This is a genomic window from Pantoea sp. BJ2 (genome assembly GCF_040255075.1).
GTDB lineage: Bacteria > Pseudomonadota > Gammaproteobacteria > Enterobacterales > Enterobacteriaceae > Pantoea > Pantoea leporis.
Genome location: NZ_CP158292.1, coordinates 3685262 through 3706712, shown reverse-complemented (window position 1 = coordinate 3706712; position 21451 = coordinate 3685262). Strand labels below are relative to the sequence as shown.

Sequence of the window (21451 nt, the reverse complement as noted above, 5' to 3'; positions counted from 1 at the left end):
CTCGGTCAGCCCCTTCTCCCGCTTGCGGGAGAAGGTTGGGATGAGGGGAAAACCGCAGAAAACTTACGCTTCTGCCAACTCGCGCAGATACTGGAAAATCAGGCGGGCAGATTTTGGCGGCTTATTCGCGGCTTTCTCTTTCTGCGCGTTACGGATCATGCTGCGCAGTTGCTGACGATCGGCGTGCGGATAGAGGTTAAACACTTCAGCGACCGCGTCATCACCTTGCTCGATCAAACGATCGCGCAAAATTTCCAGCTTATGGAACAGTGCAACCTGCTGGTTGTGACGGTTCTTCAGCTTATCCAGCGCCTGGCGAATCGGATCTTCATCGCGTGAACGCAACATCTTACCGATCAGCTGCAGCTGACGGCGGCGGCCTTCTTTCTTGATGCGCTGCGCCAGTTCAATCGCGTCGCGCAATTGTTCGTCGAGTGGGATCTTGTCGAGGGAATTTTTCCCCAGCTCAACCAGCTCGGCACCAAGGCGTTTTAGCTCTTCGGCATCGCGTTTAATTTCGCTTTTGCTGACCCAGATAATCTCTTCATCTTCTTCGTCATTATTATCCGGCACATCGTCGAGCCAGTCTTCGGGCTGCTTGGTCATCTCTTGGCTCCCAAAAAAAAGAGGCTAATCCTACCAGTTTATCGGGCGACTGCGAAATTGTTCTCTGAGTCTGATAGACTCAAACAATTCATACTTAAGATTAGACGGCAGGTCGATGAACGTATCTACTCAGGTTGCAGAACAACGTAAAGTGTTGGAACAGGCTGTCGCGCAGGCGTTGGAACTGGCAAAAGCCAGCACCGATGGCGCTGAAGTGGCGGTCACGAAAACCACCGGCATCGGCGTCAGTACCCGCTATGGCGAAGTGGAAAACGTCGAATTCAACAGCGATGGTGCGCTCGGCATCACCGTCTACCATCAAAACCGAAAAGGCAGCGCTTCCTCCACCGATCTCAGCCCGGATGCGATCAAACGCACCGTGCAGGCGGCGATCGACATTGCGCGCTACACCTCGGTGGATCCATTTGGCGCACCGGCCGATCCCGATCTGCTGGCGTTTGACGCGCCGGATCTCGATCTCTACCATCCGTGGGAGATCGATGCCGATCGCGCTATCGAACTGGCCGCTCAGGCGGAACAAGCGTCGTTGCAGGCCGACAAGCGCATCACCAACACCGAAGGCGGCAGCTTCAACAGCCACGTTGGTATCAAAGTCTTTGGTAACAGCCACGGCATGTTGCAGAGCTACTGCTCCAGCCGCCATTCGCTCTCCAGCTGTGTGATTGCCGAGCAGGACGGCAATATGGAGCGCGATTACGCGTATACCATTGGCCGCGCTTTTGACGATCTGAAAAGCCCGGAATGGGTTGGCGCCGAGTGCGCCCGCCGCACGCTGTCGCGTCTGGCACCGCGCAAGCTTTCGACCATGAAAGCGCCGGTGATCTTCGCGCCAGAAGTGGCGACCGGTTTGTTTGGTCATCTGGTGGGCATGATCAGCGGCAGCAGCGTGTACCGCAAATCGACCTTCCTGCTTGATTCGCTCGGTAAGCAGATTCTGCCCGAGTGGCTGACCATTGAAGAGCATCCGCACCTGCTGAAAGGCCTGGCATCCACGCCGTTCGACAGCGAAGGCGTGCGCACCCAATCGCGTGACATCATTAAAGATGGCGTGCTGCAGAACTGGCTGTTGACCAGCTATTCGGCGCGCAAGCTCGGCTTGCAGAGCACCGGCCACGCAGGCGGCATCCACAACTGGCGTATTGCCGGTCAGGGCCACAGCTTTGACGACCTGCTGAAGCAGATGGGCACCGGTTTAGTGGTAACCGAGATGATGGGCTCTAGCATCAACGGCATGACCGGCGACTATTCACGCGGCGCATCCGGATTCTGGGTGGAAAACGGTGAGATTCAATATCCTGTGAGCGAGATCACAATCGCTGGTAACCTCAAGGAGATGTGGCTCAATATGGTAACCGTCGGTAACGACATTGAAACCCGCAGCAATATACAATGCGGTTCGGTGCTGCTGCCGGAGATTAAAATCGCCGGACAATAAGAGTCATCGCTTTTTGAAAGCAGCCCGCAAGGCTGCTTTTTTTTTGGCCCGACAATAATAAAAGGACATACCAATGCGTAATAAGCATGTGATTGCAGTGTTGTCGTTATCGCTGTTGTTCTCCTCGGCTAGCGTGTTTGCAGCCGATTTAGAAAAAGATATGGATACGCTCAAGGATGGTCTGAGCGTGGTGAAGAAAACCTCTGACGCGCAGGAAATGCATACCGCGTTGGGTAAGATGCGCCAGGCGGCAACGGATGCTAAGCAATCCACGCCGGAAAAACTGGAAGGTCAGGCGGCCGATAGCGCGCAGATCAAGGATTATCACGCCGGTCTGGATTCGCTGATTGCCCAGATCGATGTGGTTGATCAGTTGGCGCAAGCCAACAAGCTGGACGAAGCCAAGGCCGAAGCGAAGAAACTGGAAGATATTCGCAACGCCAACCATAAGAAATTCCGCTGATAACCCGGCCAGCCCCGTGGCTGGCCTTATTCCTCTTTGCCTTATCTCCGCTTTAATCCGCATAACTCCATCAATCCTCGCATTTTGTGACCGCTTTCGCACACTTCGTGCGTCCTGAGATCTGGCGCACACTCGCCCGCAGGATTTCCACTTTGAGGTGGAAAAGTTGCGACTCAACAGCCTCAAGGGGAAAGCGTACTTTCTTATCAACGAGAAATATCTGTAATTGTCCGCTGTAAACAGGAGTAACAAGGTGAGGAGTGAAGCTGTCCCGCTGAAACAGAGCACGCCGGAAGCGATCCAGGCGCTGGCGGATAAGGTGTTAAGCCAAATTGCAGCGATCTACGCCGCGCATCATATCGAAGCCAACGCCGTGCAGCAGCAGATGCTGGCTTCGCATGTCCGGGCGATGGCATCGCGCTCTTTAACGGGTGAAGCGCTACCGGAAGTAGAGGCTGAGCTGTTTGAAGATATCTCGCCGGAAACCATGGCGCTGGCGCAGCAGGTGGTGGATCTGTTTGGCAATCTGCCAAAAGAGGAAGCCTGGTTGTTGTCCGTCCATATCGAAGTGGCGAAATCGAACGAAGCATAAATTGCGAGGAATTGAACATGGTAACTGTAGTGATTGGCGATCGTCTGGGTAAAGGTCAGAAAGTAGCAGCGGGCATCGAGAAAGCCGGTGGTCGTGCGGTGGTGGTGCCAGGCGTGGCAGCCGACATGAAGCTGGGCGACGTGATGAAAGCGGAAAACGCCGACTTCGGTATCTCCTTCTGCGGCAGCGGCGGTGCCGGTGCGATTACCGCGCAGAACAAATATGGCTACAAAGCCAAACACGGGATGCGTTCGATTGACGAAGGCGTTACCGCCATCAATGAAGGTGCCACCGTGCTGGGCTTCGGCTTTATGGATAAAGAAGAGCTGGGTGAGCGTCTGGTGCAGGCCTGGACTAAAAAACACGGCAGCTAAGTATGAAACAGCAATACGAGACGCAGGTAACGGTGCAGGGCAAAGGCGACAGTAAAGCAAAAGCCTTTGCCGATGCGCTCAGCAAGGTGCAGCAGCAAGTGCTGCGCACCAGCCAAAAGATTCTGTTGCGCATTGAACCCATAGATGTGCGGGTGCTGCGCGCGCAGGAGAGCGTGCGCAAGGAAAAATTCTTGTTCTTCTTCCTCGCGCGTGAGCGACGGAATTACAGCGTTGAGCTGGACATTACCGTTAGCGTCACTGTGATCGACACCGACAAGGTGGATTTCATAGCGACTTAATAAAAACGACAACAAGGGTACGACGACATGTTTTTAATCATTTTGTTTAAGTCGTTAATCATTGGCGGATTGGTTGGCGTCGGGGTGGGAGCGGGCGCAGCGCGCATGTTCCACGCACCGACCACACAAGGTATGGGCGCGTTCCGTACCTTGGGAGAACTCAATTCCTGTGAAGGCGATCCGGCATCGCACTTCTCCTTTGGTCTCGGCTTCTTCTTTAACGCCTGGGCATCATCCGTGGCAGCGGGTTCCTTCACGCAGGACGTCGATCACCGCATTTTGCCGAACTGGGGCGCGGCGGCACTGATGGTGAAAAACCGCAACGTGGCGGAAACGCTGCACAACCCGAAACGCATGGCGATTGCCTGCGGCATCATCGGCATGATTGTGGTGGCCTTCCTTAACAGCACCGCATCTGCGGTTCCGGCGGCGCTGCAGGTTACCGCAGTAAAAGTGCTGGTGCCGGCGGCTAACCTGCTGGTGAATACCGTGATGCCAGTGATCTTCTGGCTGGCAGCGATTGATGCCGGTAAGAAATCTGGCTTCTGGGCCACCATTTTTGGCGGTCTGGCGCAGCTGATCATGGGTAACGCCGTACCGGGTTTGGTGCTGGGCATCCTGATCGGTAAGGGTGTGGAAGAGAGCGGCTGGAACAAAGTCACCAAGGTGATGATGTTTGCCATCGTGCTGCTGTTTGCCTTGAGCGGCTTCTTCCGCGGTTTCGATCTGAAACTGCTGCAATCCTTCCAGCTAGGTATTCCGGGCTGGCTGGATATGATCCACAACAGCGTCAGCGGCAAATAAGGAGCCATCAGCATGAACGAGAACGAAAACAAAGGGTTCTGGTACGCCGACTGGTCTTTCCCGATTTTTGTTGGCCTGCTCTCCTCCGGCGTATTTGCCGGTACGCACATGTATTACCTGTACGGCATTGGTGCTTTTAACGAAGTGGCGTTTGTCTCGATGCTGCGCTCCGGTATGGAAACCGGCGTGTATGGCGCGGTGGCGGCGTTTGGTGCCAGCTTCCTGTTTGCACGCATTATCGAAGGTTCGCTGGTGGGGATTCTCGATATTGGCGGCGCGATCCAGACCGGCGTCGGCCTCGGCGTGCCTGCGCTGCTGCTCGGTGCCGGCATTGTGTTCCCGGTCGCCAACTTTGCCGCATCGCTGGCTACGGGTTTAGTGGTGGGCTTAGCGATAGGTTATCTGATCATCCTGGCGCGTAAGTTCACCATCAACCAGAGCGACTCAACCTACGGCGCAGACGTGATGATGGGCGCGGGTAACGCATCGGGCCGTTTCCTCGGGCCGCTGATTATCCTGTCGGCCATGGCGGCGTCGATTCCCATTGGTCTCGGTTCGCTGGTGGGCGCACTGCTGTTCTACCTGTGGAATAAGCCTATTACCGGCGGCGCGATTTTGGGCGCGATGGTGTTGGGTGCGATGTTCCCAATCTCACTCTGATACTGATGTGCGGCCATATGGCTGCACATATCAGTAGCGGCACCATTTATTGCGCGATAAATCGCGCCGCTACGAAATGAGCGTTTGTACGTGAGGAGTAAGCATGTTTGATCTGATTCTGCGCCGCGCACGTCTGTGCGACGAACAGCTGGTGGATATTGCCATCCAGCACGGCAAAATTGCCGCCGTCGGCGAGGTGAGTGGTCCGGCACAGCAGGAGCGCGATCTCGCCGGACATTACTATGTCAGCGCTGGCTGGATTGATAGCCACGTGCACTGTTATCCCCAATCCCCGATTTATCACGACGATGCCGACACCATTGGTATGGCGCAAGGCGTCACCACGGTGGTGGATGCCGGCAGCACCGGCGCTGATGACATCGACGACTTTTATCAGCTTACGCGTTCGGCTACCACCGAAGTACGCGCGCTGATCAACATTTCACGCACCGGCATTGTGACGCAAAACGAGCTGGCCGATATGGCGCAGATTGATGGCGATGCGGTGGTGCAGGCGGTGAAACGCCGTCCCGACTTTATCGTTGGCCTGAAAGCGCGCATGAGCAGCAGCGTGGTGGGCGAGAACGGCATTCAGCCGCTGGTGCGGGCCAAGGCGATTCAGCAGGCAGCCGGAAACTTGCCGCTGATGGTGCACATTGGCAACAATCCGCCAGTGCTGGAAGAGATCGCCGATCTGCTGACCTCCGGCGACATCATTACCCACTGCTTTAACGGCAAGCCGAACCGTATCTTGTCACCGCAGGGCGAACTGAAAGCAGCGGTGAAAAATGCCATCGCGCGCGGCGTGAAGCTGGATATCGGCCACGGCGGCGCCAGCTTCAGTTTTGAGGTGGCGCGTCAGGCGATTGCGCAGGGCATTCTGCCCGACACCATCAGCTCCGACATTTACTGTCGTAACCGCATCAACGGCCCGGTGCATAGCCTGGCGCACGTGATGTCGAAATTCTTTAGCATTGGCATGACCCTGCCGCAAATCATCGAGTGCGTTACCGTTAATGCCGCTGCTGGCCTGCGTCTGGCGGGCAAAGGGCGCTTAACCGCCGGTTATGACGCCGACCTGACCATTTTTACCGTCAAAGAGGAAGCCTGCCCGTTCGTTGATGCTGAAGGCGAACGGGTATTAGGTGAACAACATATTCTGCCGCTGGCCGTGGTTATCGCCGGTCACTGGCATCTGACTGATCAAGGGAAAGCGAATCATGTCTTCGATCTATGAAAAATATGACCTGAAACAGGTCATCAACGCCTCGGGCCGCATGACCATTCTCGGCGTCTCCACGCCGTCTGCGGATGTGGTGGATACCGTCAGCTATGGTCTGAATCACTATTTCGAGATGAAAGATCTGGTCAACAAGACCGGCGCTTACATCGCCAAACTGCTGGATGTGGAGAGCGCGGTGGTGGTGTCGTGCGCCTCGGCGGGCATTGCGCAGAGCGTGGCGGCGGTGATTGTTAAAGATAACGACTGGCTGCTGGAGAACCTGCACGCCGCACCGCTCAGCGTGCCGCACGATATCGTGGTGCCAAAAGGGCACAACGTGAACTTCGGCGCGCCGGTTGGCACGATGGTGGCGCTGGGCGGCGGGCGTTTGATCGAAGCCGGTTACAGCAACGAATGTTCGCCAGAGCAGTTGGCGGCGGCAATCACGCCGACCACGGCGGCGCTGATGTACATCAAATCGCACCACTGCGTGCAGAAAAGCCATCTTAGCGTGGAGCAGGCAGCGGCAGTGGCGCGCAAGCACGGCATTCCACTGATCGTTGATGCGGCAGCGGAAGAAGATTTGCAGTGCTACTACCAAATGGGCGCGGATCTGGTGATTTACAGCGGCGCCAAGGCGATTGAAGGGCCGACCAGCGGCTTAGTGATTGGTCGTACGCAATACGTTGAGTGGGTGAAGCGCCAGAGCAACGGCATTGGCCGCGCGATGAAAGTCGGCAAAGAGGGCATTCTCGGGCTGACGCAGGCGATTGAAAACTATCTGGTGCAGCCAAAAACCACCGGCGCCGAGATGGTCGCCAACATGACGCCGTTTATCGACAACCTCAACACGCTGAACGGCGTCACCGCCCGCGTGGTGTGGGATGCCGCCGGACGCGATATTGCGCGTGCCGAGATCAAGTTTGATGAAGCGGTCACCGGCTGGCCGACTGGCGAACTGGTGCAGGCGTTGAAAACTGGCGACATCGCCATCTATTTCCGTGGCTACAAAGCCAACGAAGGCATTATCGAAGCCGATGTGCGCAGCGTTAGCGCCGATCAGCTGCACATCATCTTTAGCGCTATTCAGGCGTTGATCAGCGGAGGAAAACGCGCATGAGTCTGAACCCGAACTTCTATCAGGATCGCCTGTGCCTTAACGTGCTGGCCGGTTCGAAGCAGAACGCCAAAGCGATCTGGCAGGCGGCTGAAGGCTATGTGCTGGTGGGCGTGCTGTCAAAAAACTACGCCAGCAATGAAGCGGCGATTGCCGATATGCGCGAGTATGCGGCGCTGATCGACAATGCGTTATCCGTGGGTTTGGGCGCGGGCGATCCGAACCAGTCGGCGATGGTGAGTGAGATCTCGGCGGTGCTGCAACCGCAGCACGTCAATCAGGTCTTCACCGGCGTGGCGACCAGCCGTGCGCTGCTCGGCCAGAATCAAACCGTGGTAAATGGTTTGATTTCACCGACCGGCAAGCCGGGCATGGTGAAAATCTCCACCGGACCGCGCAGCTCGAAGAACGCCGACGCGATTGTACCGATCGACAGCGCCATCGCCATGTTGCAGGACATGGGCGGCAGCTCGGTGAAATACTTTCCGATGGGCGGCCTGAAAGCGGTAAATGAGTATCGCGCGGTGGCGGAAGCCTGCGCGCGTCACGACTTCTGGCTGGAACCCACCGGCGGCATCGATCTCAACAACTTCGAAGAGATTGTGCGTATTGCGCTCGATGCGGGCGTCAGCAAAGTGATCCCGCACGTTTACAGTTCGATTATCGATAGCGCAAGCGGCGACACGCGCATTGACGATGTACGTCAGCTTCTGGCAACGTGCAAGAAACTGCTGTAACAAATGAGTAACAGGTGAGGCTCCGTGAGATTTCCCAATCAGCGTCTGACTCAGCTTTTCGCTGCGCTGCAAAATGAAACGCTGCCGCAGGATGAGCTGGCACGTCGCTTTTCCGTTTCAACGCGCACGGTGCGCACCGATATCACCGCGCTGAATGCGCTGCTGGAACAGCATGGCGCGCAGTTTGTGTTGGCGCGCGGCGCGGGATATCAACTCAAAATTGACGATGCGGCGCGCTTTGGCCGCTTACAGCAAGAGAGCGCGACGCCACTGCGCGTGCCGCGTACCTCACAGGAGCGCGTGCGCTATCTGCTGACGCGCTTTCTGACTGCGGCGTATTCGATCAAGCTGGAAGATCTGTCCGAAGAGTGGTTTGTCAGCCGCGCCACGCTGCAAAGCGATATGGCAGAAGTGCGCGAATGGCTGGGCCGCTATCACCTTAATATCGAAACCAAACCGCATTACGGCATGAAGCTGTTTGGCAGCGAGGCGGCGATCCGCACCTGCTTAACCGACCTGCTGTGGCAGATCGATCAGGAGACGCCGGACAGCCCGCTGCTGACGGTAGAAGCGCTGCACAACGGCATTTTGGCGCAGCTCGAACCTTTGCTGCAACAGTGCTTCGCCCAGCACGCCATTCGCCTCAGTGATGAAGGCGACCGCTATCTGCAAATCTACTGCGCGGTGGCGGTACGACGCATCAGCGAAGGTTTCCCGCTCAACGATCCGGGTGCGGAAGATGTGGGCGAGGAAGTGCGCGAGGCGGCGCACGATCTGATTAACCTGATGCGTCCGCTGGTCGGCAAACCGATTTCACAGGCGGAAGAGAACTGGCTGCGGGTCAACATCGCCGCACGCCAGATTCAGGCGCTGGCACCGAGCACCATTAACGCCGACGATGCCGATGCGCTGGTCGATTACCTGCTAAATTACATCAACACCTATTACAACTATCGGCTGCAGCACGATGAGCAGCTGCGCGCCGATCTGCTCACCCATATCAAAACCATGATCACGCGGGTGCGCTACCAAATCCACATCCCCAATCCGCTGCTGAGCAACATCAAACAGCACTATCCAATGGCCTACGATGTGACGCTGGCGGCGGTGACCAGCTGGGGTAAATACACGCCTTACACTATCAGTGAGAACGAGATCGGTTTTCTGGTGCTGCACATCGGCGTTGGGCTGGAGAGGCATTACGACGTCGGCTATCAGCGCCATCCACAGGTGCTGCTGGTGTGCGACAGCGGCAACTCCACGCTGCGCATGATTGAGGCGCTGCTGCTGCGCAAATACCCGCAATTGGTGGTGACGGCGCGGCTGTCACAGCGCGACTATGAACTGCGCGAGCATATCGATGAAGACTTCGTGATCTCCACCGCGCGGCTCAGCGAGAAGAATAAGCCGATTGCGGTGATGTCGCCATTCCCAACCGAGTTCCAGCTGGAGCAGCTCGGCAAGCTGGTGCTAGTGGATCGCACGCGCCCGTACATGCTGGAGAAGTACTTCGACGCCCAGCACTTTATGGTGCTGGATAAGCCGATGGCGCAGTCAGAGTTGTTCCGCCTGCTGTGCGATCAGTTGGAGAGCGAAGGTTTTGTCGATGCGGATTTTTATCCGTCGGTTGAGGAGCGCGAAGCGATTGTCAGCACCCTGCTCGGCGAAGGCATCGCGCTGCCGCATTCACTCGGACTGCTGGCGCAGAAAACCGTGGTCTACACGGTGCTTGCGCCCCATGGCGTAAGCTGGGGCGAGGAGACAGCATCGGTGATTTTCCTGCTGGCGATCAGCAAGAGTGAATACGAAGAGGCGATGGCGATTTACGATCTGTTCGTCACCTTCCTGCGCGAAAGGGCGATGACGCGGCTGCGTGATTGCGCGGATTTTGTCAGTTTCAAAGCGGTGGCGATCGATTGTTTGAGTCGGATGTAAGGGTTGTGCGTGCTGTCCCCCATCCCGGCCTTCCCCCGCTTGCGGGGGAAGGAGATGCTGCCACATGCAGCTTCATCACTGGCATATGGCAGCATCTTCCTCCCCCATTTATGGGGGAGGACCGAGGAGGGGGACTGCGTGCACAATCTACCCGCGTTTCGCCAGCAACCTCGGAATCTCACGCAAACACCAGGCTTTGGCTTCGCCCATGCTGTCGCGGCGCCACGCCATAATAATGTCCACTTCGCGCGTATACTCGGCGCTCACCACGCGTAAACGACCTTCGGCGATATCCTGCTCCACCATCGGATACGGCATGGTCGCCACACCCAAACCGGCCAGCAGCGCGCGGCGTTTATCATCCATGCTGCTTACCGTCAGACGCTGCTGCTTATCCAGCAACTGCACCGTCAGCACTGGGCGCTCGCGCGCGGTGTCCGCCACCGCGATACCGCGATACTTCACGCGCGTCACTTCTGACAGCGGCTCAGCTTCCTGATGAATGGGATGATCCGGGCTGGCAACGTAGACGCTCATCGTGCTGTACAGCTTGCGGGTGTTGATTTCGGTTGAGGCGCGGAAGTGCATATCCGGGGCAATCACGATATCGGCGCGGCCCTGTTCCAGCCGCTCCCAGGCGCCGGCTAACACTTCCGTGATCAGCGAAATCTGCGTATTGGCTTTTTCTGACAGCTTCTCAACCAGCGGGAATAAACGCTCGGAAGGCACCAGCGCCTCGGCAACAATGGTGAGATGCGTTTCCCAACCGCGCGCCAGCGCTTCGGCATCGGTGGTGAGCTTATCGGCGGCCTCCAGCAGCACGCGGCCCCGTTCCAGCAGCATGCGGCCCACGTTGGTGAACTTGGTGCGGTGGCCGGAACGGTCAAACAGCACCACATCCAGCTCCTCTTCCAGCTTCTGCATGGTGTAACTCAGCGCGGAAGGGACGCGACCCAGTTCATCGGCCGCAGCGGCAAAGCTGCCACGACGGTCAATAGCATCCATCACACGTAAAGCTTCAAGGGTTAACGCGCGGTCTTTTGCCATGCCGATTCTCTGTCAGTAAATTTGAACATGCCAGGCAGATTAACTGGCTTACAATCCGGCGTCCAGACTTTTACCATAATCCCATCAAGCCTGCGGTCGGTTCTCACCGCAGCGCGTCGGAGGATTATCATGATGACAACCCGCTGCGCGTCCGCATGTGGCCAGGCCGATTTCGGTTGGTTGCAGGCGCGCTACAGCTTCTCATTTGGCCACTATTTCGATCCAAAATTAATGGGCTACGCGTCGCTGCGCGTACTCAACCAGGAAATTCTGGCACCGGGCGCCGCATTCCAGCCGCGCAGTTATCCGCAGGTCGATGTGCTGAATCTGGTGCTGCAGGGTGAAGCCGAGTATCGCGACAGCGAAGGCAATCATCTGGTGGCGCGTGAAGGCGAGGCGATGCTGCTCTCTGCGCGTCAGGGCGTGAATTACAGTGAAATTAACATCAGCAAAGATCGCCCGTTAACCCGCATGCAACTGTGGCTGGCGGCCTGTCCGGAACGTGAAAACCCACTGTTGCAGAAGCTCGACCTGCCGCAACAAACCAGCGTACTGATCGCCTCGCCCGATGGCGCGCAGGGCAGCCTGCAGCTGCGCCAGCAGGTTTGGGTGCATCAGGTGACGCTAGCGCCGGGCGAGCAGTACACGGTGAAATTGCACGGACCGCGCGCTTACCTGCAATCGATCCATGGTTCGCTGGATGTGCAGGCCAGCAGCGCCAACCAGCAGCCGCTAGGCTGCGGCGACGGCGCGTTTCTCAGCGATGAGAACCAGATTAGCCTGCAGGCCAGAACGCCGCTGCGCGCGCTGGTGATTGACCTTCCCGCCTAACCCTCACGCACAAAAAAGGGCGACCGAAGTCGCCCTGATGCTTTGCTGCAACGCTTATTTGAGAATGGTGAAGGCCGTAGTCACGTGCTTCACGCCGCTCACCCGGCTGGCAACATCGGCCGCCGCCTTCGCTTCTTCTGCAGTAACCAGTCCCAACAGGAACACTTCACCGTTTTCGGTGGTCACTTTCACGTTGGAGGATTTCACCTGATCGCTGCCCAGCAGCTGCGAGCGGATTTTGGTGGTGATCCAGGTATCCGATGACGAGGTGCCGAGGCTGACTTTCTGTCCATTACGGATTTCGTTATACACCTCGGTGGCTCCATCAACGCCCATGGCGATCTGTTTGGCACGGCTTGCCAGATCCGGGGTTGGCGACTGGCCGGTTAGCAGTACTTTGCCCTGATAAGCGGTGACAACCACGCGGGCCTGGTTTTTGATCTGTTCATCTTTTGCCAGTGCGTTCGAGACGCGCAGCTCCAGCGTACCGTCATCGACCTGCGTGCCCACGGTGCGCGGGTCAGTGGCGGTTTTGGTGGCGACGGCAGCGCCGCCGGCAACCACGGCAATACAACCTTGCAGCAACATGGCGGTTAAGAGAATGGCGACAGCGTTCAATGCTTTCATTTGAGCTCCTTCAGTCATTCCTGGTGTGGGAATAAAGTGTTATCAATCAAATCGCACAGGCAGTTCAGCGTCAGCATATGCATTTCCTGAATGCGCGCACTGCGATGTGATGGAATGCGAATTTCCACATCATGCGGACCGAGCAGGCCCGCCAGCTCACCGCCGTCGTGGCCGGTTAACGCAACGATGGTCATATCGCGGGTAACCGCAGCTTCAACCGCTTTGACGATATCGCGGGTGTTGCCACGGGTGGAAATGGCCAGCAGCACATCACCAGCCTGACCAAGCGCTCGAACCTGCTTGGCGTAGATTTCATCGTGCAGACGATCGTTACCAATCGCCGTCAGCATCACATTATCAGCGCTCAGCGCCAGCGCAGGCAGGCTAGGGCGCTCTGTCTCGAAACGGTTAATCATGCTGGCGGCAAAATGCTGGGCATTCGCCGACGACGCACCGTTACCGCAGCTAAGGATTTTGTTACCGTTCAGCAGCGACTGCACCAGCGTCATCGCGGCGCGGGAAATCGCATCGGGCAGCGCTTCGGCTGCAGCGATTTGGGTCTGAATACTTTCGGTAAAACACGCTTTAATTCTGTCCTGCACAAGACCACCTGGTTCTATCCATCGGCATTAAAGGCATCGGGCAGCCACTCCAGCTCACGCCCGGTAATGGCAATGATGTCAAAACGGCAATTCACCGTATCAAAACTGCCGCCACGCGCCAGCAACCAGAGCGCGGCGGCACGCAGCAGCTTTTGTTGTTTCTGGCGCGTTACGCTGGCGGCGGCACCGCCGTAGCGCGCATCGCGTCGATAGCGCACTTCAACAAATACCCAGCAATCGGCGTCGCGCATAATCAGGTCAATTTCCCCGCTGCGACAGCGTACATTGCTGGCAAACCACTGCAGCCCGGCGCGCTCCAGATAGCGACGCGCCAGTTGTTCCTGCTCAGCGCCAATGCGCTGGCGGTTTACTGCACCGGAACGATCTGTCCCTGACGATACTGGTTCCATGCCAACTTCCTGTTGATCACGCAATCCGTGTCGGCGTTCAGCTTGCCGGTGTTGCCATCAATGGCAAAGCCAGGCACCTGACGCATCTGGTTAAAGTTATTCGCTAACGTCCAGGCATCAATGCCCATCGCGTAGAGGCGAACCAGCGAATAATCGTTGTTGAACGACTTCGCCGCCTGCTGCATTAAGCCCGGATTGCTACCGGACAGCAGCGGAATATCGCTGAACTGCAGGCCATCCATCTCCAGACGGAAGTCCGGGCCTGCACCCGCCTGCGCGCTGCGCGAGCTGGCGTACAGCGCGGTGTTGTTGCGGCTGCTGGTGCGCATCGCAATCATCGGCTTGATGAGCTGCAGCTCATCCTGGCTGGCGACGATGTACACCGCATCAACGCTACCGCTGCTGGCATCGGCCGTTGGCGCCGGTGCGCTGGTTTGCGGTGCAGGAATCGTCAGGCCAGCAATCGCCACGCTCTGCGATTGTGCAGGCTCAACGTTGAGCGGCGTGCCGCTTAACGCGATACCCGCACCGCTGTTGATGCCTTGCTTGAGTTCGCCGACGCCGCCAAAACGCTGCTGCAGCACGGTTGAGCCACCCAGCGTTTGCCACTCTTGCGCGAACGCTTTGCTGATACGGTCGCCATAACTGCTGCGCGGCACCAGCAATAATGGCTGGCGTTTGCCTTGCTCGTAGATATGGTGCGCGGCATCGCGTGCTTCGTCTTCAGGAGAAAGCGCAAAGTAACAAATATTCGGATGGTTCTGGATCTGTTCTGGCTCGTTCAGGGCCAACACGTTAAGCGGCGCGTTGCTATTGGCGACGGTTTCAACGTCATTTTTTAGAAGCGGGCCGACCACCAGCGTGGCGCCATCTTGCTGCGCCTGCTGCATCACCTGCGCAATCGGCTGGCTGCTGGTGTCATACACTTTCACCTGCGCATTGCTGTTGCCCTGTGCGGCGGCGGGTTGTGCGGCTGGCTGTGACTGCTCGGTTTGCGGCGGTGTGTTACCTGCAACGGCGGGGCTGACCACGCTATTGGCATCCGCTGGCGGCTGTGCGCTGGCATCGGCTGTATTAGCCTCAGGAGCGGCTTGCGGTGCCGGTGCATTGAGCACGCCATTGCGCGCATCGGTGAAGCCTTTCTGAATCGCATTGGCAAACACCTGCGCCTGGCCGTTAAGCGGCAGCAGCAGCGCGATGGTATTGGTCGACGCTTTGGTGAAGTTCTGCACCTGGCTGAGCTGGGTTGGCAGTGTCTTCGCGCCTGGGTTCTGCGGATAACGCGTCTGCCAGTCCTGAATCGCCGCTTTCAACATTTGTGGGTCCTGGCTGTTTGCGCGCCAGGTATTCAGCAGATCGAGCCAGCCCTGAAGGGTATTTTCATCAGCATTGATCACCAGGCTGTTGATCTGATCCTGGGTCATCTGCGTCAGCGCTTGCCAGGTTGCATCGATATTGCTTTGGTGATCGGCACCTTTCAGCAGCGGCTCCTGCGCTATATAGGCACGCAGCAGCGAGAGTGAAGGGCGATTCTGTGCCGCCGCGATTTGCAGCGCGTAGTAACGCACCTGCTGGTCCTGCGACAAGCCGCCGCTTTTCACCTGGCCCAGCAGCTGTTGCGCACCGGTGTAATCCTGCTGCCCAATCTGCATCTGCGCGCGCAGCAGCAGCAGTTCTTGCTGTTGCACTTCGCTTAACTGCTGCGGCAATTGATTGAGCTGATTCGCCGCCTGCGGATACTTTCCTTCCTTCAACAGGGCACGGATGGCAAGTAATTGCCAGTCGGTCTTGCTATCATCGCTGCTTTGCTGCACCTGCTGCAGATAATAGTCAGACCGGCCAGTCGCAGGACCCTGAATATTGACGTTAGAGGTTTGTTGCGGTCCCTGACCACTACAGGCGGCTAAAATCAGCCCAGCGAGAAGAACAGGTACTAAGCGTCCTGCTTTATGACGTACGACTTTTGAAGGAAGCATACTGTATCCAGTGATGTTTTTTTCAAGATGCTCAATATTAAATCGGCAATTCGGATGAAACAATGAAACAACTCGATCGGGCAGAGATTTCTGCCAGCACGCTCTATATCGTTCCTACCCCGATCGGTAACCTGGGTGATATCACTCAACGAGCGTTGACGGTGCTCTCAAGCGTCGATCTAGTCGCAGCGGAAGATACACGTCATACCGGGCTGTTGCTACAACATTTCGCCATCAATGCGCGACTCTTCGCACTTCACGACCACAACGAACAGCAGAAAGCTGAGGTGCTGTTAGCTAAGCTGCAAGAGGGCCAGAGCATCGCGCTGGTCTCCGATGCCGGCACGCCGTTAATCAACGATCCCGGCTACCATTTGGTACGTCGCTGCCGTGAAGCTGGTGTGCGCGTGGTGCCGTTGCCAGGTGCCTGCGCGGCGATTACAGCATTAAGCGCGGCGGGGTTACCGTCCGATCGTTTCTGTTACGAAGGGTTTCTACCGGCCAAAAGCAAAGGACGTTGCGATGTGCTGCGCGCGCTGGGTGAAGAGCCGCGTACGCTGATTTTCTACGAATCGACCCATCGCCTGATCGATAGCCTGCGGGATATGGTCAGCGTGTGGGGCGGCGAGCGCTACGTGGTGCTGGCGCGTGAGATCACCAAAACGTGGGAATCTATTCAGGGCGCACCGGTCGGCGAGTTGCTGGCGTGGGTGCAGGAAGATGAAAATCGTCGTAAAGGCGAGATGGTGCTGATTGTTGAAGGCCATAAAGCGGATGAAGAAGCGCTGCCAGCGGAGGCGTTGCGCACGCTGGCGCTGCTGCAAAAAGAGCTGCCATTGAAGAAAGCCGCTGCGCTGACGGCGGAAATTCATGGTGTGAAGAAGAACGCGCTTTATAAGTACGCGCTGGAGCAGCAAGAGGCGTGACAAACGCTGGCAGATCGCCTATTATCCCGCGCCGAAGCTGACCAGACAGTCGCCGCTTTGTCGTCGTCCTCTTTCGGGGGGAGACGGGCAAAGGGGAGGAAAGTCCGGGCTCCATAGGGCAGGGTGCCAGGTAACGCCTGGGGGGCGCAAGCCTACGACCAGTGCAACAGAGAGCAAACCGCCGATGGCCCAGTAATGGGATCAGGTAAGGGTGAAAGGGTGCGGTAAGAGCGCACCGCGCGGCTGGCAACAGTTCGTGGCACGGTAAACTCCACCCGGAGCAAGGCCAAATAGGGGTTCACAAGGTACGGCCCGTACTGAACCCGGGTAGGCTGCTTGAGCCAGTGAGCGATTGCTGGCCTAGATGAATGACTGTCCACGACAGAACCCGGCTTATCGGTCAGTTTCGACTTTTTTAAACACAAAACCCGCTTCGGCGGGTTTTGTGTTTTCTGGGGCTGGGTGCGCGCTGGCCCTCATCCTAACCTTCTCCCGCAGGCGGGAGAAGGGACCGATCGAGCGATCTTTCAAACCGCAGCGGCTTATTCCCTCTCCTGTGGGAGAGGGCTAGGGTGAGGGCATCAGTCCAATAACATTAATTAAACGCCTCCACGTAAAGAAATGAAAATCCCTGAAAACATTACTGCCGCTATGCCAGAATAAGCGCGTGTTTAACTACTGAGGACAAATTTAATCCACACTGACGAGAAGCAACAACGTGGATAAGTTGTAATTTTATGGACAAAATGTTTGCGTCAAATAAGGCTCCACTCTCCTCCTCTCTCTCTGAATCAAACTGCTCAATCTGCGATCAGCACTGGCGCTTCGCGCTTTAGTTCCGTTCTCTCCTATTCTGACTTTTTAATTTAACTTTGCTAACACGCCTATTTTCGCGTGGGTGGCGTTTATTTCTCGTTCAGGAGAGAAATCATGCTGTATTGGATTTTATTAGCGCTGGCGATCGCCGCGGAAATTATTGGCACCGTCTCAATGAAATGGGCCAGCGTAAACGGTGGCAACGCCGGTTATATTTTTATGCTGGTGATGATCGCACTTTCTTATATTTGTTTATCCTTCGCCATCAAGCGCATTGCCCTTGGCGTGGCGTATGCCATGTGGGAAGGCATTGGCATTCTGTTTATTACGCTGTTTAGCGTGCTGTTGTTCGATGAAGCCTTATCCGCCATCAAAGTAGCCGGCCTGCTGACGCTGATCCTCGGCATCGTCCTGATCAAATCCGGTACGCTGAGCCGCAAGGAGCTGCGCCATGGCAACGTTTAACTGGCTGCATATCGCATGGCTGGCGCTGGCCATTGGCCTGGAGATCGTCGCCAATATCTTCCTGAAATACTCCAACGGTTTCCGCCGTCCACTGTTTGGCGTGTTATCGCTGGTGGCGGTGCTGGCGGCGTTCAGTGCGCTGGCGCAGGCGGTGAAAGGCATTGATTTGACGGTAGCCTACGCGTTATGGGGCGGGCTGGGATTGGTCGCCACCGTGGCGGCAGGCTGGATTCTGTTTGGCCAGCGTCTGAGTCGGGTTGGCTGGCTGGGCGTGGGATTGTTGTTGGTCGGTATGGTGCTGATTAAGTTTGCCTAAAGTACCCTCTCCACGTTGGGAGAGGGTAAGAGCATCAACCCCGGCCGTGTGGCTCATCCCAGTCAAAGGCTGGACCCAGCGAGATCACGCCGCTTGGGTTGATGGTTTTGTGGCTGCAGTAGTAGTGATGGCGAATGTGCGGCAAATTAACCGTGTCAGCGATGCCTGGCATCTGATAGATATCGCGCAGGAAGCCGCTCAGATTACGGTAATCACTGATGCGGTGACGATCGCACTTAAAGTGGGTTACGTAGACCGGATCGAAGCGCACCAGCGTGGTCCACAAGCGCAAATCGGCTTCGGTAAGTTGGTTGCCAGTGAGATAGCGGTGTTGGCCAAGAATCTGTTCGAGACGCGCTAACGAATGGAACAGCGCCGTTACCGATTCATCGTACGCCGCCTGCGAAGTGGCAAAACCGCTTTTATACACGCCATTGTTGACCGTGTCGTAAACCCAGCTGTTCACTTCATCAATTTTGTCGCGCAGCGCCGCCGGATAATAGTCACCCGCGCGGGCACCTTGCGCATCAAATGCGCTGTTGAGCATGCGCATGATGTCGGCGGATTCATTACTAACGATGGTTTGCTGGGTTTTATCCCACAGCACTGGCACGGTCACACGGCCGGAATAGTGCGCATCGGCGTGCAGATAGATTTGATAGAGAAACTCTTTTTGATACAACGCATCGCCGGTGGCGTCAGGGAAGCTCGCGTCAAAGGTCCAGCCGTTCTCCAGCATCAGCGGATGCACCACCGAAACCGAAATCATCTCCTCCAATCCCTTGAGTTTAAGCATTAACAGCGTGCGATGCGCCCACGGGCAGGCAAGCGAGACGTAAAGATGATAGCGACCACGCTCAGCGGCGAAGCCCGCTTTGCCGGTTGGACCGGCGCTACCATCGGCGGTAACCCAGTTACGCCAGACGGCTTCTGTGCGCTTGAAGCGGCCACCGGTTGACTTCGTATCGTACCAGGTATCATGCCAGACACCGTCAATCAGCTGTCCCATAAGCCCTCCATAATAAAAAGGGGCGAGGAAAATCCCCGCCCCTGCAATTCAGTATATGTGTTCTCTAACGCTTGTGCTGCTTAGCGTGCGGTTGCTGGCTGAACGCGCTGACGAATCAGTCGGTCAATGCTGTAAGCGCCTGGACCTACCAGACCCAACACCAGGAAGCCACCGGCGATGGAGAGGTTTTTCATGAACATCAGCTGGTTAACACCTTCCGCGAAGTTGCTGTGGAACAGGAACGCGGTCAGCAGAGTAAAGCCAGCGGTGAACAGGGCGGTAAAGCGCGTCAGGAAACCGAACAGAATCGCCAGGCCGCCACCGAACTCCAGCAGAATAACCAGCGGCAGCAGGAAGCCTGGGACGCCCATCGCCTGCATGTATTGTGCGGTACCGGCGTAACCGGTGATTTTGCCCCAGCCTGCGGTGATAAACAGAATGGTCATTAGTACGCGTGCTACCAGCAGGCCTGAGTCTTCGAATTTTTTCATCATCTACTCCAACAAGGTTTTGTTGCAGGTTGTTGGCCTGCGGGTTTTGAATCCCCTTGAACCGGTTGTTTCAGTTCACTGGGCTGATGGAGGAAGATGATAATCGCAGGTTGAAAGAGTTGTAAGCGAGATAAACTGTCAATGTTGTTCAGTAAATTTGAGGGGGAGTAAAACCGAATCAATTCGATCCGGTTTTAGAGAGAGAAGCTAGCGGGTATTTAAAGTCGATTTGATCATGCGCCAGGTGCTCCAGACGCCGAAACCGCGCTTGGCCCAGCGCAGCAGACGATTGGGGCTGCGAATCGACCAAATGGCCAATGCACTGCTGCCAATCGCCAGATAACGACGCATACCAATGATGGTTAACCAGCCGCGATCATACTGTGCGGTGCTGGTCAGCCAGTCGCGGCTGTCGGCGCTGAGGTCAAGCCGCTGCTGCTGCACCTGATTGAGCAGTTCGTGAATGCGTGCTTCACGTTCGCGGCGGCTCATGAGCGATGCTCCTCCAGCAGTTTGCGATCGGTATCCAGCTCTTTACGCGTATGGCGCAACAACGTTGACTGACGCGATTTGTATAACGTCCACAAACCGAAGATGAGCGCCAGAGCAAATAGCACCGCCGTAGTGATGGCAATCGCCATCAAGCGATATTGTGCGTCCACCGCCCAGATGATCAACACCATCAGGCTCATGAGACCGAAAGCGGTAAACAGCATAGTAAGGCCCACCATCATCAGCATCTGAATCAGGTTGGCCTTTTCCTCTTCCAGTTCCACAATTGCCAGTCTGACGCGCGTCTCGACCATGCTAACCAGCGTGGTAACGACCCGTTGACCGATGTTAAAGACCCCTTTGCCGGGGCCGTGGCTTTGCTGACTATCACTCATCATTAACGCCGTGAGATTAAAATGCCGATGAGAATACCTACCGCTGCACCGATACCCACGCCGTGCCACGGATTGTCGCGCACGTATTCGTCCGCTTTTTCCGCTGCTTCACGCGTGGTTTGTGCAATACGTTCGCCGGAATCGCCGAGACGTTCACGGGAGCTTTCAATAGCGCCGCGCGCTTTATGACGCAGTTTATCCAGCTCACCTTTGGATTTATCTGCTGAGCTGCTCAGCACTTCTTCCAGGGTATCAGCCAGATTTTTCAATTCAGCGCGCAGATGTTCAGATGTTGTTTCTTTAGCCATGGAAATCTCCTTTTACAGCATTGAGTTAAGTCCGATTAATAAGGTTCAGCTTCAAGCTTTTTCAGTTCGTGCTGCGCATCGAGCAGCTTACGTTCGCGCTTCTCAATTTTGTCCTTGTCGCCATCCTGACGCTCTTCTTTCAGCTCACGCTCACGTTCGGCGATTTTGTGCTTCTGCTCAGCGATGCGTTCGCTATGTGCAGATTTCAGCTTCTCATCGGTGCAGCCTGCGCGGACTTCGGTCAACGCGCGCTCCAGCCCGGTAACGCGGCGCTGGTTGTCGTGCTGTTTTGCCATATCGATCTCGCGTTGAATATCCTGCTCTTTTTGTTGGCAGAGCGATTCAGCCGCCAGCAGCGAACCCGAGAGTGAAAAAAGAATAGCACCTAGCAGTAATTGATGTTTCATCAGGTTGTGACCTTCCATTGTTGATGACCTGCCCGAGAGCAGACAGGAGAAGCTTCCCAGCATGTCTT

General features: G+C 56.5%; 27 protein-coding genes and 1 other RNA gene. 16 read left to right on the top strand and 12 right to left on the bottom strand.

Annotated features, from left to right (window positions below; all coding sequences use genetic code 11):
- Window positions 1-63 precede the first annotated feature (63 nt).
- Complete coding sequence (gene yjgA, locus AAF463_RS17090; protein ID WP_101762888.1) at window positions 64-606, bottom strand: ribosome biogenesis factor YjgA; 543 nt, start codon at window positions 604-606, stop codon at window positions 64-66.
- Between the two features lie 115 nt (window positions 607-721).
- On the opposite strand from yjgA, the gene pmbA reads away from it, so the two are divergent.
- The 11 genes from pmbA to AAF463_RS17035 all read left to right on the top strand — a co-directional run bounded on the left by pmbA (window position 722) and on the right by AAF463_RS17035 (window position 10265).
- The gene (pmbA, locus tag AAF463_RS17085; protein WP_350261182.1) at window positions 722-2062 is read left to right on the top strand and encodes a metalloprotease PmbA; all 1341 of its coding nucleotides are present in this window, start codon (window positions 722-724) and stop codon (window positions 2060-2062) included.
- A gap of 73 nt (window positions 2063-2135) precedes the next feature.
- The gene (gene cybC / locus AAF463_RS17080; RefSeq protein WP_110867416.1) at window positions 2136-2525 is read left to right on the top strand and encodes a cytochrome b562; all 390 of its coding nucleotides are present in this window, start codon (window positions 2136-2138) and stop codon (window positions 2523-2525) included.
- Between the two features lie 253 nt (window positions 2526-2778).
- Window positions 2779-3117, top strand: coding sequence for a glycine dehydrogenase (locus AAF463_RS17075; RefSeq protein ID WP_007892186.1), 339 nt, complete (start codon window positions 2779-2781; stop codon window positions 3115-3117).
- Window positions 3118-3134: 17 nt separating this feature from the next.
- Complete coding sequence (locus tag AAF463_RS17070) at window positions 3135-3491, top strand: SFCGS family glycine-rich protein (RefSeq protein WP_008103553.1); 357 nt, start codon at window positions 3135-3137, stop codon at window positions 3489-3491.
- 2 nt (window positions 3492-3493) lie between these two features.
- Window positions 3494-3790 (top strand): DUF4312 family protein, encoded by a 297-nt coding sequence (locus tag AAF463_RS17065; RefSeq protein WP_137386587.1) that lies wholly within the window; start codon window positions 3494-3496, stop codon window positions 3788-3790.
- A 27-nt stretch (window positions 3791-3817) separates the two neighbouring features.
- Window positions 3818-4594 carry a DUF4311 domain-containing protein gene (locus AAF463_RS17060; RefSeq protein ID WP_101762892.1) on the top strand — a complete coding sequence of 259 codons (777 nt, stop codon included), beginning with the start codon at window positions 3818-3820 and terminating at the stop codon, window positions 4592-4594.
- Between the two features lie 12 nt (window positions 4595-4606).
- Window positions 4607-5254, top strand: coding sequence for a DUF4310 family protein (locus AAF463_RS17055; RefSeq protein ID WP_064738408.1), 648 nt, complete (start codon window positions 4607-4609; stop codon window positions 5252-5254).
- Between the two features lie 103 nt (window positions 5255-5357).
- On the top strand, window positions 5358-6491 hold the full coding sequence (locus AAF463_RS17050) for an amidohydrolase/deacetylase family metallohydrolase (RefSeq protein WP_350261181.1): 1134 nt from the start codon (window positions 5358-5360) through the stop codon (window positions 6489-6491).
- Window positions 6475-7596, top strand: a complete 1122-nt coding sequence (locus AAF463_RS17045; RefSeq protein WP_350261180.1) for a DgaE family pyridoxal phosphate-dependent ammonia lyase — start codon at window positions 6475-6477, stop codon at window positions 7594-7596. The genes AAF463_RS17050 and AAF463_RS17045 overlap by 17 nt, the downstream gene beginning before the upstream one ends.
- A complete protein-coding gene (locus tag AAF463_RS17040; protein ID WP_350261179.1) occupies window positions 7593-8330 on the top strand; it encodes a KDGP aldolase family protein in 738 nt (245 codons plus the stop codon). The genes AAF463_RS17045 and AAF463_RS17040 overlap by 4 nt, the downstream gene beginning before the upstream one ends.
- Before the next feature lie 24 nt (window positions 8331-8354).
- Entirely contained in the window at window positions 8355-10265 is a 1911-nt protein-coding gene (locus tag AAF463_RS17035) for a PRD domain-containing protein (RefSeq protein WP_350261178.1), read from the top strand.
- A 147-nt stretch (window positions 10266-10412) separates the two neighbouring features.
- Here the strand turns inward: AAF463_RS17035 and AAF463_RS17030 are convergent, their stop codons facing one another.
- Window positions 10413-11312 carry a LysR family transcriptional regulator gene (locus tag AAF463_RS17030; RefSeq protein WP_101762897.1) on the bottom strand — a complete coding sequence of 300 codons (900 nt, stop codon included), beginning with the start codon at window positions 11310-11312 and terminating at the stop codon, window positions 10413-10415.
- Window positions 11313-11441: 129 nt separating this feature from the next.
- Between AAF463_RS17030 and AAF463_RS17025 the strand changes: the two genes are divergently transcribed.
- On the top strand, window positions 11442-12143 hold the full coding sequence (locus AAF463_RS17025; RefSeq protein ID WP_110867406.1) for a pirin family protein: 702 nt from the start codon (window positions 11442-11444) through the stop codon (window positions 12141-12143).
- Window positions 12144-12197: 54 nt separating this feature from the next.
- Here the strand turns inward: AAF463_RS17025 and dolP are convergent, their stop codons facing one another.
- Genes dolP through AAF463_RS17005 form a run of 4 tightly spaced genes read right to left on the bottom strand, consistent with a single transcriptional unit; the run spans window position 12198 to window position 15758 of the window.
- Window positions 12198-12770 carry a division/outer membrane stress-associated lipid-binding lipoprotein gene (gene dolP, locus AAF463_RS17020; protein WP_350261177.1) on the bottom strand — a complete coding sequence of 191 codons (573 nt, stop codon included), beginning with the start codon at window positions 12768-12770 and terminating at the stop codon, window positions 12198-12200.
- Between the two features lie 14 nt (window positions 12771-12784).
- Entirely contained in the window at window positions 12785-13372 is a 588-nt protein-coding gene (gene diaA, locus AAF463_RS17015) for a DnaA initiator-associating protein DiaA (RefSeq protein WP_007890352.1), read from the bottom strand.
- Between the two features lie 14 nt (window positions 13373-13386).
- Window positions 13387-13782 (bottom strand): YraN family protein, encoded by a 396-nt coding sequence (locus AAF463_RS17010; protein ID WP_008103534.1) that lies wholly within the window; start codon window positions 13780-13782, stop codon window positions 13387-13389.
- Complete coding sequence (locus AAF463_RS17005; protein ID WP_350261176.1) at window positions 13740-15758, bottom strand: penicillin-binding protein activator; 2019 nt, start codon at window positions 15756-15758, stop codon at window positions 13740-13742. Before AAF463_RS17005 ends, AAF463_RS17010 begins: the two co-directional genes overlap by 43 nt.
- Window positions 15759-15820: 62 nt before the next feature.
- On the opposite strand from AAF463_RS17005, the gene rsmI reads away from it, so the two are divergent.
- From rsmI to mdtI, 4 genes are all read left to right on the top strand, one after another.
- On the top strand, window positions 15821-16684 hold the full coding sequence (gene rsmI, locus AAF463_RS17000) for a 16S rRNA (cytidine(1402)-2'-O)-methyltransferase (RefSeq protein WP_217549747.1): 864 nt from the start codon (window positions 15821-15823) through the stop codon (window positions 16682-16684).
- Window positions 16685-16717: 33 nt separating this feature from the next.
- Window positions 16718-17096: RNase P RNA component class A (rnpB, locus tag AAF463_RS16995), an RNA gene on the top strand.
- A gap of 515 nt (window positions 17097-17611) precedes the next feature.
- Window positions 17612-17965, top strand: coding sequence for a multidrug/spermidine efflux SMR transporter subunit MdtJ (gene mdtJ / locus AAF463_RS16990; protein ID WP_199559718.1), 354 nt, complete (start codon window positions 17612-17614; stop codon window positions 17963-17965).
- Window positions 17952-18281 carry a multidrug/spermidine efflux SMR transporter subunit MdtI gene (gene mdtI / locus AAF463_RS16985; protein ID WP_101762903.1) on the top strand — a complete coding sequence of 110 codons (330 nt, stop codon included), beginning with the start codon at window positions 17952-17954 and terminating at the stop codon, window positions 18279-18281. The genes mdtJ and mdtI overlap by 14 nt, the downstream gene beginning before the upstream one ends.
- Before the next feature lie 34 nt (window positions 18282-18315).
- Here mdtI and AAF463_RS16980 read toward each other — a convergent pair whose 3' ends face one another.
- The 6 genes from AAF463_RS16980 to AAF463_RS16955 all read right to left on the bottom strand — a co-directional run bounded on the left by AAF463_RS16980 (window position 18316) and on the right by AAF463_RS16955 (window position 21383).
- Window positions 18316-19290 (bottom strand): glutathione S-transferase family protein, encoded by a 975-nt coding sequence (locus AAF463_RS16980; RefSeq protein ID WP_350261175.1) that lies wholly within the window; start codon window positions 19288-19290, stop codon window positions 18316-18318.
- 80 nt (window positions 19291-19370) lie between these two features.
- The gene (locus AAF463_RS16975) at window positions 19371-19781 is read right to left on the bottom strand and encodes a DoxX family protein (RefSeq protein ID WP_008103518.1); all 411 of its coding nucleotides are present in this window, start codon (window positions 19779-19781) and stop codon (window positions 19371-19373) included.
- A gap of 207 nt (window positions 19782-19988) precedes the next feature.
- Window positions 19989-20273, bottom strand: coding sequence for a YqjK-like family protein (locus AAF463_RS16970; protein WP_008103516.1), 285 nt, complete (start codon window positions 20271-20273; stop codon window positions 19989-19991).
- Complete coding sequence (locus AAF463_RS16965) at window positions 20270-20668, bottom strand: phage holin family protein (RefSeq protein WP_192236531.1); 399 nt, start codon at window positions 20666-20668, stop codon at window positions 20270-20272. The genes AAF463_RS16970 and AAF463_RS16965 overlap by 4 nt, the downstream gene beginning before the upstream one ends.
- Before the next feature lie 2 nt (window positions 20669-20670).
- Entirely contained in the window at window positions 20671-20976 is a 306-nt protein-coding gene (locus AAF463_RS16960) for a YqjD family protein (protein WP_007890363.1), read from the bottom strand.
- A 35-nt stretch (window positions 20977-21011) separates the two neighbouring features.
- The gene (locus AAF463_RS16955; protein ID WP_146001298.1) at window positions 21012-21383 is read right to left on the bottom strand and encodes a DUF1090 domain-containing protein; all 372 of its coding nucleotides are present in this window, start codon (window positions 21381-21383) and stop codon (window positions 21012-21014) included.
- Window positions 21384-21451 lie beyond the last annotated feature (68 nt).